This is a genomic window from Phaeobacter sp. JH20_26 (assembly GCF_048056275.1).
GTDB classification, from domain to species: Bacteria; Pseudomonadota; Alphaproteobacteria; order Rhodobacterales; family Rhodobacteraceae; genus Phaeobacter; species Phaeobacter bryozoorum.
In genome coordinates, this window is the sequence record NZ_JAYMWL010000022.1 from 86,508 (window position 1) to 100,371 (window position 13,864).

Consider the following 13,864-nt stretch of genomic DNA (forward strand, 5'->3'; position numbering starts at 1 on the left):
TCCTAGGTTTGGGCATTGATGGCGCAGCCGGGCGGCGCTTGTCCAGTGAACATCCGTCGCAGGAGGACAAAGCCGGTGCGCTCGGCGCTGGACCACGCCCGCGCCATTGGCGATAAGGCGGCATGACCAGATTGCCCATTGATGACGCCCTGCCCGAGTTGATCGCTGCCCTGCGCCGCCAGTCGCGTGCCGTGTTGCAGGCGCCACCGGGCGCGGGCAAGACCACGCGGGTGCCGCTGGCGATGCTGGAAGAGCAGCTCTGCGAGGGGCGGATCATCATGCTGGAGCCGCGCAGGCTGGCAGCGCGGGCCGCGGCGGAACGTATGGCCGACACGCTGGGCCAGCCGGTCGGCGCAACCGTCGGCTACCGGATCCGCGGCGAGGCCAAGGTCAGCGCCGAGACCCGGATCGAAGTGGTGACCGAGGGGATCCTGACCCGGATGCTGCAATCGGACCCTGATCTGCCCGGTATCGGCGCGGTGATCTTTGACGAATTCCACGAACGGTCGCTCAATGCCGATTTTGGTCTGGCGCTCTGTCTGGAGGTGGCCGGAGCGCTGCGCGACGATCTGATCCTGCTGGCGATGTCTGCCACATTGGATGCCGCACCCGTCGCGGAACTGATGGCGGCGCCGCTGATCACCTCCGAGGGGCGCAGCTATCCGGTTGAGACCCGCTGGCTGGACACCCCCCTGCCCGCCGACAGCCGCAGCGGACGCGGTCCGAGGCGGCTGGATGCGCTGGTGGATCTGGTGCTGCGCGCAGAGGCGGAGACACGCCCGCCCGGATCCGGCGGCAAAGGCGGGTCCGAGGCCAAGGGTGGCGGCATTCTGGTGTTCCTCCCCGGCGAGGGCGAGATCCGCAAGGCCGCTGCCGCGCTGGCGACCCGGCTGCCGGGAGATTGCGTGGTGCGTCCGCTATATGGCGCGCTCCCCTTTGCCGAGCAGCGCGCCGCGATCCAGCCGGATCCTGTGGCGCGCAAAATCGTGCTCGCGACCTCGATCGCGGAAACCTCGCTCACCATTCAGGACATTCGCGTGGTGGTGGACATGGGGCTGGCGCGGCGCAGCCGGTTCGACCCCGGTTCCGGCATGTCGCGGCTGGTGACCGAACGGGTGACCCGTGCCGAGGCTACCCAGCGGCAGGGCCGTGCGGGCCGGGTTGCAGCTGGTGTTGGGTATCGGTTGTGGACCAAGGGCGAGGATGGCGCGCTGGCCGCGTTTCCGCCGCCGGAGATTCAGGCCGCCGACCTTACCGCGCTGGCGCTGGAACTGGCGCTCTGGGGGGCGGACCCGGGCGATCTCCCGTTTCTGACGCCACCGCCAGATGGCGCCCTGCAGGAGGCGCGCGCCTTGTTGCGGATGCTCGGGGCGCTGGACGACGAGGGGCGGATCACCCCCCATGGCAAGGCGCTGGCCCGGCTGCCGCTGCACCCGCGCCTGGGGCATATGCTGGCGCGCTTTGGCGCTGATGCGGCACCGCTGGCGGCGCTGCTGGCGGAACGCGACCCGTTGCGCGGCGCGCCGGTGGATCTGGCGCTGCGGCTGGAGGCCCTGAGGGATGCCAAGGGGTTTCAGCGTCGCCGGAGCTATCAGCTGAACCTCCCGACGCTGGAACGCATCAAGGGCGAGACCAAGCGGCTGGCCCGGCAGGCGCGCAGTGGGGCATCCTCTGCGTCGGCAAGCGCTGCGGTGATGGCCGCCACCGCCTACCCCGACCGGATCGGCCAGCGCCGCAAGGGCGATGCGCCGCGCTATGTGCTGTCCGGTGGCAAGGGCGCGGTGCTGCCGCCCGAGGACAGTCTGGCGGCGACGCCGTTTCTGGTGGGGCTCGACAGCGATGGCAACCCGCGTGAGGCGCGGCTGCGGCTGGCCGCACCGATCGCCCTGTCGGAGCTGCGCGCCGAATTTGCCGATCAGATCAAACCGCAGCTGACCTGCGCCTGGTCCAAACGCGACCGCCGGGTGGTGGCGCGTCGTCAGCAGTGTCTGGGCGCCATCGTGCTGGAGGATCACATCTGGAAGGATGTTCCGGCAGAGGCTGTGGCGACGGCGATGCTGGACGGTGTGCGCGAACTGGGCCTGCGGCTCAGCGGTGCGGCGGCGCGGTTTGTGGCGCGGGTGCGATTGTTGCAGGCCGATGGCGAGGATCTGCCGGATTTCAGCGAAGAGGCTTTGCTGGCGACGCTGGAGGATTGGCTGCTGCCGATGATGGACGGGGTGCGCAGCGCCGAGGACTGGAAACGCTTTGACCTGCTGCCTGCGCTGCGCGCGGCGCTCAGCTGGGAGCAGACGCAGAGGCTGGACCAGCTGGCGCCGCCGCATTTCACCACGCCGCTGGGGCGTCGGGTGCCGATTGATTATGCCGAGGAGATCCCGGAGATCTCCGTGCGCCTGCAAGAGATGTTCGGGGTCACCCGCCACCCTAGCGTGGGTGGCGTGGCGCTGAAGGTCTCGCTGCTGTCACCGGCGCAGCGGCCGATCCAGATCACCCGCGATCTGCCCGGTTTCTGGTCCGGCTCTTATGCCGATGTGCGCAAGGATATGCGCGCCCAATACCCCAAACACCCCTGGCCCGAGGACCCCACGCAGGCGGATCCGACCCTGCGCGCGAAACCCCGGAAATAGCCAAAACTGATGCCGGAACGCGTGATTTCCCCGCGAATTCACGGAACTTTGCGCCTCTTTGGCGCAAAAACCCGCCGTTTCGCAATCTCGGCCTCTTGAATTCCGGCCCCATCATGCCAAGATTGTTCCAAAGCAAAAATGTGCCGGGCATCCAAGCGCCGGCAGCAGAAAGCTGAGCAGCAATGAAGCATATGATGTCCAGTGCCTGGGAGGAGTACCTCCGGCCAATGTTTTTCCGCCCCAAACGGCTGCAAGTCGCCGCCATGTGCTATCGCGATGGTGCCGAGGGCCGAGAAGTGCTGATGATCACCAGCCGGGGCACCGGTCGCTGGATTGTCCCCAAAGGCTGGCCGATCAAGGGCAAGAACGGCCCGCAATCCGCGCTGCAGGAGGCCTGGGAAGAGGCCGGTGTGCGTGAGGCCCGGATCGAGGGTGAGCCGGTCGGCACCTACGAATATGTGAAATTGCAGGACAATGGCACGAAGGAAACCGTGCACACGCTGGTCTATGCGGCAGAGGTCATTGAGCTGGCCAAGGATTACCCCGAACAATCCGAGCGGACCCGCAAATGGATGTCGCCGGCCGCCGCTGCGGATCTGGTGGCCGAGCCTGAATTGAGCGAATTACTGCGTCAATTGTAACAGTTCCGTGATGGAAATATGACAAACCCCTTGCATGACTGCAGAGGGGACGCTAGGCGCGTGCGCAACTTTTGAATCGGGATCGATACAATGAGCGACGCACCGCAGCGACCGCAGTGGAAGACACTGGACCGGGATCTTAACCGGATTTCTCAACTTGAACTGGCGACATCCTATGTGTCGCGCCCGCTGGTGGCCCCCGGCATCGCGCTGGTCTTTATCGCGCTGGCCGGCGTTGGCGCGGCGGTGTTCCTCGGCTCCACGCCCTCCAGCTTTGTGGTGATCGCGGCGGCGGCCTTCGGGGCCTATATGGCGCTGAACATCGGTGCCAATGATGTGGCCAACAACATGGGCCCGGCGGTGGGCGCCAACGCGCTGACCATGGGCGGCGCCATCGTGATTGCCGCCCTCGCCGAAAGCGCCGGTGCGCTGCTGGCAGGCGGTGATGTGGTCTCCACCATCTCCAAGGGCATCATTGATCCGGCAAGTGTTGCCAGCGCCGATGTGTTCATCTGGGCCATGATGGCGGCGCTGATTTCCTCGGCGCTCTGGGTGAACCTTGCGACATGGATCGGCGCGCCTGTCTCGACCACACATTCGGTTGTGGGCGGCGTCATGGGCGCTGGTATCGCAGCAGCCGGGTTCGGCGCCGTGAACTGGCCCACGATGAGCAAAATCGCTGCCAGCTGGGTGATCTCACCGGTGCTAGGCGGGCTGATTGCGGCCGGGTTCCTCGCCTTTATCAAGGCCAAGATCATCTATCAGGACGACAAGATCGCCGCTGCACGGCGCTGGGTTCCGGTACTGGTGGGCATCATGGCGGGGGCCTTTGCCTCTTATCTGGCGCTGAAGGGGCTGAAGAAGATCATCAAGATCGACCTGGAGATTGCGCTGCTGATCGGGGCCGCTGTCGGCGCGATGAGCTATGTGATCACCGCACCGCTGATCAAGCGCCAGTCGGAGGGGATGGAGAACCGCAACAAATCGCTGAAGGTGCTGTTTTCGATCCCGCTGGTGATCTCGGCTGCACTTCTGTCGTTTGCTCATGGCGCCAATGATGTGGCCAATGCGGTGGGTCCGCTGGCGGCGATCGTGCACACAACGGAATTTGGCGATATCGCCTCCAAAGTGGCGATTCCGACCTGGGTCATGGTGATCGGGGCCTTTGGCATCTCCTTTGGCCTGTTCCTCTTTGGTCCCAAGCTGATCCGCATGGTCGGCAGCCAGATCACCAAGCTCAATCCGATGCGCGCCTATTGCGTATCGCTGTCGGCCGCGATCACCGTGATCGTGGCCAGCTGGCTGGGCCTGCCGGTCTCCTCCACCCACATTGCGGTGGGGGCTGTGTTTGGCGTCGGTTTCTTCCGCGAATGGCATATGGAGCGCCGCCTGCGCAACAGCTCCGCCACCCAACCCGAAACCAAGCGGATTGCACCGGAAGAGCGCCGTCGCCGCAAACTGGTGCGCCGCAGCCATTTCATGACCATTGCTGCCGCATGGGTGATCACCGTGCCCGCCGCGGCACTGCTGTCGGGCTGCGTGTTCCTGGCGCTGACCGCGATCACCATGTGATCCCGGCCCTGGGCTGAAGTCGCGGCCCGAAGCCCCGGCCCGAAGCCCCAGCCTGAAATGGAAAAACCGCCGCATCCTGGCCGGATGCGGCGGTTTTTTGTTGGCCTATTCGCAGGCTGAGGCGAGTGGTTCAGGCCCCGAGGCAATAGCGCATGATCGCCTTTTGTGCGTGCAGGCGGTTTTCAGCCTCGTCAAAGATCACCGATTGCGGGCCATCCATCACGGCGGAGGTGACTTCCTCTTCGCGGTGGGCCGGCAGGCAGTGCATGAACAGCGCATCGGGTTTGGCATGGGCCATCAGCGCATCGTTCACCTGATAGCTGCGCAGCATATTGTGGCGGCGCTCCTTGGACGACTGGCTGTCGTGCATCGAGACCCAGGTGTCGGCCACCACCAGATCGGCGCCCTCGACCGCTTTCAGGGCGTCGCGCTCGATGATGACCTGCGAGCCTGCGTTGCGGGCGAGGCCGATGAACTCAGGCTCCGGGTCGAGCTGGGCCGGACCGGTGAAGGTGAAATCAAAGCCGAATTGTGCGGCCGCATGCAGGAAGGAGGCGCAGACATTGTTGCCGTCGCCGCACCAGACGACTTTCTTGCCCTTGATGGGGCCGCGATGCTCCTCATAGGTCAGCACATCGGCCATGATCTGGCAGGGGTGGGTGCGGTCGGTCAGCCCGTTGATCACCGGCACCGAGGCATATTCGGCCATTTCGGTCAGCACGGTTTCATCAAAGGTGCGGATCATGATCATATCGACATAGCGGCTGAGCACGCGGGCGGTGTCGGCGATGGTTTCGCCATGGCCGAGCTGCATGTCGCTGCCCGACAGCACCATGGTCTGCCCGCCCATCTGCCGCACGCCCACATCAAAGGAGACGCGGGTCCGGGTCGAGGGTTTTTCGAAGATCAGCGCAACCATCCGGTCCTTCAGCGGCAGTTCATCGTCAAGGGCGGCCTTCGGGCGACCCTGGCGGGCATCCTTGGTGATCCGGGCCTGGTCGATGATCCCGCGCAGATCGGCGGCATCGGTTTTGTGAATGTCGAGAAAGTGGTTCATGTCGGATATCGCTTTCGGTTGTCTTTGGAGGCGGCGGCACCGCATCCCTGGGCCGGTCAAGGCGGGGGCCAGCCCCCGCACCCCCGGAGTATTTCGGGAAAGATGACGGCTAGGCCTCGGCGCTGGCGGTCAGCGCGGTGGCGGCCTGATCGAGACGGGCGAAGGCCTCTCCAATGTCCTCATCGGTGAGGGTCAGCGGCGGCAGCAGGCGGATCACATTGTCGGCGGCCGGAACCGTGACCACCTCGGCCGCGTAGCCGGCATTGACCACGTCGATATTGGCCGCCACGCATTTCAGCCCCAGCATCAGGCCGGTGCCGCGCACCTCCTCGAAGACCTCGGGATGGGCGGCCACCAGCCCTTCGAGTTTCTGACGCAGGAGGCCTGCCTTGCGGTTGACCTCGGCCAGAAAGGCAGCGTCGGAGACGTGATCCATCACCGCGCAGCCCACCGCACAGCCCAGCGGGTTGCCGCCATAGGTGGAGCCATGGGTGCCTGCGGTCATGCCGCTCGCAGCCTCCTCCGTGGCGAGCACTGCGCCCAGCGGGAAACCGCCGCCGATGCCCTTGGCCACCATCATGATGTCGGGGGTGATGCCTGCCCATTCATGGGCAAACAGCTTGCCGGTACGACCCACACCGCATTGCACCTCGTCGAGGATCAGCAGCAGGCCGTGATCGTCACAGATCTGACGCAGCGCCTTCAGCTCTGCATCCGGCACCGGGCGGATGCCGCCCTCGCCCTGCACCGGTTCGATCAGGATCGCGGCGGTCTTGTCGCTGATGGCATCGGTGACCGCATCGAGATCGCCGAAGGTAAGATGGACAAAGCCGGGCAGCATCGGGCCGAAGCCCTTGGTCATTTTTTCAGAGCCCGCGGCTGAGATGCCTGCGGCGGAGCGGCCATGGAAGGCACCGGAGAAGGTGATGATCTCCACCCGCTCGGGCTGATCGTTTTCATAGAAATACTTGCGCGCCATTTTCACGGCGAGTTCGCAGGCCTCGGTGCCGGAGTTGGTGAAGAACACGGTGTCGGCAAAGCTGTGCTCCACCAGCCGGTCGGCCAGCGCCTGCTGCTGCGGGATGTGGTAGAGGTTGGAGACATGCCAGAGGTTTTCGGCCTGTTCCGTCAGCGCCTTGACCAGAGCCGGATGGGCGTGGCCCAGCGCATTGACCGCAATGCCGGCGGCGAGGTCCAGAAAACGTCGCCCGTCAGCCTCGATCAGCCAGGCGCCCTCGCCCTTCACAAAGCTGAGCGGCGCGCGATTATAGGTTGGCAGAACGGAGGGGATCATCTGGATCTTCCTTTTGGGCATGATGGGCCAAGCAGTGACGCAGCCGGGCCGCAGGGTCAACGATTTTGGGCGTGATTCTTGAGGTCTTGAGGCATGCCGATGAGCTTTGATCAGGCACGCGGGATCGGGGCCGGTTACGCGCTTTGGCGTCGGCGTCGCAGCAGGGAGATATGTGCAGCGGTGATCATGACCGCGTCCATAACGGAGGTTTTGACAAAAGAAAAGACCATTTGTGAAGCCATATGCGACAAAGCGGCACCCCGGGGTGCCACAGTCGGCGCTCTTGCTCGGGGCCGGCCGCTTTGCCGGTGTTATGCGCGCCGCCAGCGATCAAGCCGACCCATGCCGAGGTCGAGGCCCGTATCCAGCGGGCAGAGCGGTTCCTGACCAGCCTGCGCCAGGCCCGCGATGCGCTGGAGGCGGCACCGTTTCGACGCTGAGCAACCCGTTTTGGCTTGCCAAGGCGGCACCGCTGGCGCATCGCTGGCCCATGCATCGGACCATATCGCCCAATCCCGCTCTTGCCGCCGTCTTCATCCTGGTGGCCACAGTTTTCATCGCAGGCACCACCCTGATCGCAAAGGCTTTGGGGACCGAGGCATCGGGTGTGCCGCTGCATCCGCTTCAGATCAGTTTCGGGCGCTTTGCCTTTGCGTTTCTGGCGATCACGACAGTGGTCGCGCTGCGGCGACCCCGGTTCACCCGCCCGCATTGGGGGCTGCATCTCGGGCGCACCAGCTTTGGCTGGATGGGGGTGACGCTGATGTTTGCCTCGGTGGCCTATATCCCGCTGGCGGATGCCACCGCGATCACCTTTTTGAACCCGGTCTTTGCGATGCTGCTGGCGATTCCGCTGCTGGGAGAGCGGGTTGGTCCCTGGCGATGGGCGGCGGCGGCGATTGCGCTGCTGGGCGCGATGATCCTGTTGCGCCCGACCCCGGCGAGTTTTCAGCCCGCCAGCCTGCTGGCGCTGGCGGCGGCTGCGGTGATGGGGCTGGAGCTGATCTTTATCAAGCGGCTGGCCGGGCGCGAGCGGCCGTTGCAGATCCTGTGGGTCAACAATCTTCTGGGCACGGTGATTGCCTGTAGCGCGGTGGTCGCGGTCTGGCAGCCTCCCTCGGCAGAGCAATGGGCGCTGATGGCGGCGCTCGGCTGTATGATGGCCTGCGCTCAGGGCTGTTTCATCAACGGAATCGCGCGGGCGGATGCGTCATTTGTGGCGCCTTTCAGCTATGCGACGCTGATCTTTGCCACGCTCTATGATCTTGCGGTGTTCGCGGTGGTCCCGGATGCGGTCACCATGTTGGGGGCGGTGATCATTCTGGCGGGCGCGGCGCTACTGGCCTGGCGCGAGGGACGACAGCGCCCCCCGACCCTGCACGTGGATCCGGGCGTGCAGGCGGATCAGGATTTCAGCCGGTAACCGCTGCGCAGCATCAGCCAGGCCAATGTGCCGATGGCGAGGCTTGCGAGGCTGCAGACCACAAGCCCGAGCACCGGCGAACTGTCGGAGGTGCCGATCACGCCGAATCGCACGCCGTCGATCAGGTAGAACACCGGATTGAGATGCGACAGCAGCCGCAGCACTGGTGGCAGCGACTGCACCGAGTAGAACGTGCCGGAGAGAAAGGCGAGCGGCGTCACGATGAAATTGGTGATCGCTGCCATCTGGTCGAACTTCTCGGCGAAGACCCCCGCAACAATGCCAAGCCCACCGAGGAATACCGCGCCCAGCACCACAAAGAGCAGCGCCACCAAAGGGTGTTCCGGCACCACGCCAAGCACCAGCATGAGGCCGGTGCCGATGCCGAGGGCCACCAGAACGCCCCGCGCGACCGCGCCGGCCAGATAGCCCAGCAGGATTTCAACCCCGGACAGCGGCGGCATCAGCGTGTCGACGATATTGCCCTGCACCTTGGTGATCACGATGGAGGAGGAGGTATTGGCAAAGGCATTTTGGATCACAGTCATCATCATGATGCCGGGGGCCAGAAATACGATGAAGGGCACGCCCATCACATCGCCCCGCCCCGGCCCGATGGCAATGTTGAAGATCATCAGGAACAGCGCGGCAGTGACCATTGGCGCCAGCAGGGTCTGGGTCCAGACCACCAGAAACCGGGTGATCTCGCGCCGTGCCAGGGTGCGCAGGCCAAGCCAGTTCACCCGCCCGAACCGGCGTTCTCCGAGGGCGATACCCGGTGAGACAGGTGACTCTGCCTGTGCTGCGGCCCCTGCCGGGGTCTGCGGTGTATCCTGTGCCATGTCCGACCTCTTTCACTCTGTGCGGGCCAATCCCCCACCGGTCCGGCGACCTCGGGGGTGGTCACGGCCTTCGTAACCGGTCGCAGGCGCGCGTCAACCCGTGCTGCGCCCTTTGCCGGGGCTGATCGTCGAGCCTGATGGATAGGCTTGTCGCCGCAGATGGCCCGGCAGACCCCTGACAAGCGCAAGACGCTCTTGTAACTCGGGGCGCAGTGATTAGAATAGGGGCTTGTTACGGAATTCGATGGCGGCCGCAGGTTCCTGGGGCCGCTTTTAGCTTGGAAAGGCAACAGATGTCCTGGACAGACGAGCGCGTCGAACTGCTCAAGAAAATGTGGGGCGAAGGGCAATCTGCAAGCCAGATCGCCAAGGAACTCGGCGGCGTGACCCGCAACGCCGTGATTGGCAAGGTGCATCGCCTGGGACTGTCCAACCGCAACAGCGGTACGGCCAAACCGGCAGCCGAGCCCAAGGAAAAGCCCGCCGCCGCGCCAAAGCCAGCGCCAGCCGCCGCCGCTGCGGCTCCGGCCAAGCCCAAGCCGCAGCCCAAGACCGAACCGGCCCGCCCGGTAACGCCCGAGCCTGCGGCCACCGGCGACGCCCGGAGCGCGACGCCTGCGCGCCGTCAGATCATCCCGGCCGGACAGCCACTGCCGCCGCAGCCCTCGGCCAATGAGATCAGCCCAGAAGCGCTGGCCAAGGTCAATGAGATCGAGAAGAAGGCCAAGAAGCTGTCGCTGATGGAGCTGACCGAGCGGACCTGCAAATGGCCCGTAGGTGACCCCGCGACCGAAGATTTCTGGTTCTGTGGCCTGCCGGTCCAGCAGGGCAAACCCTATTGCGAAGCGCATGTTGGCGTGGCCTTCCAGCCGATGAGCGCGCGCCGCGACCGCAAACGCTGAAGTGCCTGAAACCACCTGCCAGCTGGCCTTGGGTCTGAGCGGCAGGTCGTGTGATGTAAAACAGCGCCCCGGATGTCTCCGGGGCGCTGTTTTCATGCTTGGGGGGAGCGGTTCGAGGCCCCTCCCCCCCGCGCCCGCAGGCGGGCGATCAGATCGGATCAGATCAGCCTTTCTCCGGCGCCGAGGATGTGAAGTTGGGGATCACGCTCTTGGAGGCATCGGCGGGTTCGATTTCGGGCCAGTTGCCCTCGGCGAGGTTGATGTTGCCGGGAATATCCGCTTCCCAGAAGCCGACGACGTTCTTGGTGATGTTGAGATAGAGTTTGTCATCCACGATGCGCCAGAGGTTCGGGTTGCCCGGAACCTTGCCGCCCTTGGAAACGCCATAGGCACAGTGGCCATCATATTGCGGCGCGTAATACTCGGGGTTGGCAGCAAATTTATCGCGGTTCTCGGCGCTGGCGAAGGCGAAGGTGGCGCCGTTATGCTCAACAGTGAAGGCGGCATTGCCGGGCACCGCTGCGGGCTGGGCGTTGCCGACAGGGTTCTGCGCCAGATCACGATAGGCCACCACATCGTAGCCCGAAACGGCAAAGCCGGTGTTGTCGACATATTGATCCCCGGCAAAGGCAGGCAGACCAAAAGAGGCAGCGGCCAGGGCGGCAAAGAGAATGCGTTTCATAGACTATCCTTTTCAAAGGCGCGGGCCATCGGACCCGACAGAAGCGGAACGCCGACCATCCGGGCCGGGCTGTTCAGACACTAGCCAGAGATCGCAGGCGATGCGAAGGGGGGCTCACGTCCCTGTGTCCAGTGCGGAGCCGCCGTGATCTGACGCGGGGATTTGTTACAACCGGCAGGCCGCAGCCCTCCCCGGTCAAGAAAAAGTGTATGCCGCAGACCTTCCAGTCATTGGAATTTTGCGCGACCTGATTATCTGTTGCAGGATACGGCGCGGCCCCCCTGCTGGGGGACGCTGCGCCACCATCACCTGATCCATTCAAAAACCCTTTCATAACAAGGCCAACAGATGAGTGACACAACCTATACCCCACCGAAAGTCTGGACCTGGGACCAGGAGAGCGGTGGCCGCTTTGCCTCGATCAACCGCCCGATCGCCGGTGCCACCCACGACAAGGAGCTGCCGGTCGGGAAACACCCCTATCAGCTTTATTCGCTGGCCACGCCCAATGGGGTGAAGGTCACGGTGATGCTGGAGGAGCTGCTGGCTGCAGGTCACAAGGGGGCTGAATATGACGCCTGGCTGATCAATATCGGCGAAGGCGACCAGTTCGGGTCCGGCTTTGTCGAGGTGAACCCCAATTCAAAGATCCCGGCGCTGATGGATCGCAGCGGCGACACGCCGGTGCGGGTGTTTGAATCCGGCTCGATCCTGGTGCATCTGGCGGAAAAATTCGATGCCTTCCTGCCAAAGTCCGGGGCCGCGCGCGCCGAGGTGATGAACTGGCTGTTCTGGCAGATGGGCAGCGCGCCGTATCTCGGCGGCGGCTTTGGCCATTTCTACGCCTATGCACCGGAAAAATACGAATACCCGATCAATCGCTTCTCGATGGAGGCCAAGCGTCAGCTGGATGTGCTGGACCGCCAGCTGGCCGAGACCCGTTTCATCGCCGGTGAGGATTACACCATCGCCGATATGGCGATCTGGGCCTGGTATGGTCAGCTGGTGCTCGGGCGGCTTTATGAGGCAGCGGAATTCCTGGATGTGGAAAGCTATACCCATGTGCTCCGCTGGGCCAAGGAGATCGATGTGCGTCCGGCCGTGTCCCGTGGCCGCATGGTGAACCGTGCCTTTGGCGAGTTGCACACCCAGCTGCGCGAACGCCATGATGCGTCGGATTTCGACACCAAGACGCAGGACAAACTGGAACCGGCAGAAGCCGACAGCTGACCGCGGGCGGGGTCGGCCCCGCCTGCCACCACGGCTAAAGACACTGGGCATCGCGGTACCTAACGGCGTCGCGATGTTTCTGTCTGAGACCTGCCGCCCTAGCTGAGCCGGGGCGGATTTTCAGGGTCCCGTCCGGGGGCGGAGGGCAGTTTCGGTTCTGCCGGTTGCGGCAGATCGAACCGCAGTCCCACCTGCGCCAGCCGCGCCGCCATCGCATCACTGCTGGCAAAGAAACCCACATCCAGCGCGCCCGCCTCAACCCCGGAGAAGGTCAGCGCCTCTCCGACCGCCTTGGCCAGCGCGGGCTGCGCGGCGTCCCTGGCATCGACAAAGCCCAGCAGATGCCCCTGCCCGCCGCCGCGATAGTTCAGCCCGACCAGATAGGCGGCCTGAGCCAGCCCAACGGCGGTGGCCAGTTTGGTGTCCAGCGCGGTGACCAGCACTTCCGGCAGGCCTCCGGGGGCGGTGATCGCCTCGATTTCGGCATCAACCTCGGCAGGCATCTGGCCGAGCGTCTCATGCAGCCAGGCCACCGCCTCGGCCGGGATCAGGATTGCCGAAGGTGCCACATCCAGGTTAACGCCAAGGCCGATGTTTGCGCCTGCGCCCTGCCCTGCCAGCATCTGCACCACAACCCGCCCCGACAGCGCGGCATAGGGCACGATGCGACCGGCGAATTCCGCGAGCCGGTCCTCACGGTCAAAAACCAGCGCAAAGGTGCCCTCCTCCGTCTCGAACAGCTCGGGCGCGATACTGTCGCCCTCTGCCTCGCGGGCCAGCATCAGGAACAGCTCGCTATCAGCCAGCCGTTCGTAGAACCGCAGGCGGGCCGCGTCATCCTGCGGCGCGGCCAGCATCGCGGCATGGCTGGTGTCCAGAGGGGTGGCTTCGGTCATGTTATCAGCTCCTGAACCCGGGCGCGCAGGACCGGCAGCAGATCGGTCTCGAACCAGGGATTGCGTTTCAGCCATGCGGTATTGCGCCAGGACGGATGTGGCAAGGGGAAGTCCTGCGGCGCGTGGTCCCGCCAGCTCTCCACCCGCGCCTGAACCGGCTGTTTGCCACCCAGGTGATAGCTGTGGGCATAGGCCCCGACCAGCACACGCAGGCCGATATTGGGCAGGTTGGTCATCACCCGGTCGTGCCAGGTATTGCGACAGATGGCAGGCGGCGGCAGGTCGGCTTTCTTCGGCGAATAACCCGGAAAACAAAAGGCCATGGGCACAATGGCCACCAGCGCCTGGTCGTAGAACTGGGCGGAGCTGAGGCCCAGCCACTCACGCAGGCGATCCCCGGAAGGATCGGTGAAGGGGCGGCCGCTGTCATGGACCCGCGCGCCGGGCGCCTGACCTGCGATCAGGATGCGGGCGGCGCTGTCGAACCAGGCGACCGGACGCGGGCTGTGTCTGGTGCTGGTGGCGGCAAAACGCGCAGCACAAAGGCGGCAGGCGCGAATCTCCTGTCGCAGCTGATCAATTGTCGTCATATCCGACCCTGCCATCCACGCCTCAGGCCCCGTTTTTCGCCCCGCGTAACCGGCGTCCAGGGCCTCTGTCATCCGGCATCGACCGCCATCTTCCGATCAAAGCCCCGT

The 13,864-nt window shown here is 64.8% G+C and carries 13 protein-coding genes; 7 read left to right on the top strand and 6 right to left on the bottom strand.

What is annotated here, in order from left to right; translation table 11 throughout:
- The first annotated feature begins 122 nt into the window (after positions 1 to 122).
- The 3 genes from hrpB to VWY60_RS17340 all read left to right on the top strand — a co-directional run bounded on the left by hrpB (position 123) and on the right by VWY60_RS17340 (position 4,840).
- Entirely contained in the window at positions 123 to 2,627 is a 2,505-nt protein-coding gene (hrpB, locus tag VWY60_RS17330; RefSeq protein ID WP_416541276.1) for an ATP-dependent helicase HrpB, read from the top strand.
- 182 nt (positions 2,628 to 2,809) lie between these two features.
- Positions 2,810 to 3,268, top strand: coding sequence for an NUDIX hydrolase (locus VWY60_RS17335; protein WP_340546169.1), 459 nt, complete (start codon positions 2,810 to 2,812; stop codon positions 3,266 to 3,268).
- Between the two features lie 90 nt (positions 3,269 to 3,358).
- The gene (locus tag VWY60_RS17340) at positions 3,359 to 4,840 is read left to right on the top strand and encodes an inorganic phosphate transporter (RefSeq protein WP_416535030.1); all 1,482 of its coding nucleotides are present in this window, start codon (positions 3,359 to 3,361) and stop codon (positions 4,838 to 4,840) included.
- A 130-nt stretch (positions 4,841 to 4,970) separates the two neighbouring features.
- Here the strand turns inward: VWY60_RS17340 and argF are convergent, their stop codons facing one another.
- Both argF and VWY60_RS17350 read right to left on the bottom strand, forming a co-directional pair.
- A complete protein-coding gene (argF, locus tag VWY60_RS17345; protein ID WP_416541277.1) occupies positions 4,971 to 5,897 on the bottom strand; it encodes an ornithine carbamoyltransferase in 927 nt (308 codons plus the stop codon).
- Positions 5,898 to 6,006: 109 nt separating this feature from the next.
- The gene (locus tag VWY60_RS17350) at positions 6,007 to 7,191 is read right to left on the bottom strand and encodes an aspartate aminotransferase family protein (RefSeq protein ID WP_416541278.1); all 1,185 of its coding nucleotides are present in this window, start codon (positions 7,189 to 7,191) and stop codon (positions 6,007 to 6,009) included.
- A 302-nt stretch (positions 7,192 to 7,493) separates the two neighbouring features.
- Between VWY60_RS17350 and VWY60_RS17355 the strand changes: the two genes are divergently transcribed.
- Both VWY60_RS17355 and VWY60_RS17360 read left to right on the top strand, forming a co-directional pair.
- Positions 7,494 to 7,631: a hypothetical protein gene (locus VWY60_RS17355; RefSeq protein ID WP_416541279.1), complete on the top strand. Its 138-nt coding sequence runs from the start codon at positions 7,494 to 7,496 to the stop codon at positions 7,629 to 7,631.
- A gap of 50 nt (positions 7,632 to 7,681) precedes the next feature.
- On the top strand, positions 7,682 to 8,614 hold the full coding sequence (locus VWY60_RS17360; RefSeq protein WP_416541280.1) for a DMT family transporter: 933 nt from the start codon (positions 7,682 to 7,684) through the stop codon (positions 8,612 to 8,614).
- On the opposite strand, the gene VWY60_RS17365 is transcribed toward VWY60_RS17360, so the two are convergent.
- On the bottom strand, positions 8,596 to 9,456 hold the full coding sequence (locus VWY60_RS17365; protein WP_416541281.1) for an ABC transporter permease: 861 nt from the start codon (positions 9,454 to 9,456) through the stop codon (positions 8,596 to 8,598). The two genes, VWY60_RS17360 and VWY60_RS17365, sit on opposite strands and share 19 nt — an antisense overlap.
- Before the next feature lie 293 nt (positions 9,457 to 9,749).
- Here VWY60_RS17365 and VWY60_RS17370 point away from each other — a divergent pair, with 293 nt between their 5' ends.
- Positions 9,750 to 10,358: a GcrA family cell cycle regulator gene (locus tag VWY60_RS17370; protein ID WP_340546177.1), complete on the top strand. Its 609-nt coding sequence runs from the start codon at positions 9,750 to 9,752 to the stop codon at positions 10,356 to 10,358.
- Positions 10,359 to 10,521: 163 nt separating this feature from the next.
- Here VWY60_RS17370 and VWY60_RS17375 read toward each other — a convergent pair whose 3' ends face one another.
- Positions 10,522 to 11,040 (bottom strand): YHS domain-containing (seleno)protein, encoded by a 519-nt coding sequence (locus VWY60_RS17375; RefSeq protein WP_416539114.1) that lies wholly within the window; start codon positions 11,038 to 11,040, stop codon positions 10,522 to 10,524.
- Positions 11,041 to 11,388: 348 nt separating this feature from the next.
- Here VWY60_RS17375 and yghU point away from each other — a divergent pair, with 348 nt between their 5' ends.
- On the top strand, positions 11,389 to 12,270 hold the full coding sequence (gene yghU, locus VWY60_RS17380; RefSeq protein ID WP_416541282.1) for a glutathione-dependent disulfide-bond oxidoreductase: 882 nt from the start codon (positions 11,389 to 11,391) through the stop codon (positions 12,268 to 12,270).
- 98 nt (positions 12,271 to 12,368) lie between these two features.
- Here the strand turns inward: yghU and VWY60_RS17385 are convergent, their stop codons facing one another.
- Positions 12,369 to 13,166, bottom strand: coding sequence for an SseB family protein (locus tag VWY60_RS17385; protein ID WP_340546180.1), 798 nt, complete (start codon positions 13,164 to 13,166; stop codon positions 12,369 to 12,371).
- The gene (locus VWY60_RS17390) at positions 13,163 to 13,756 is read right to left on the bottom strand and encodes a uracil-DNA glycosylase family protein (RefSeq protein ID WP_416541283.1); all 594 of its coding nucleotides are present in this window, start codon (positions 13,754 to 13,756) and stop codon (positions 13,163 to 13,165) included. Before VWY60_RS17390 ends, VWY60_RS17385 begins: the two co-directional genes overlap by 4 nt.
- Between the last annotated feature and the right edge of the window lie 108 nt (positions 13,757 to 13,864).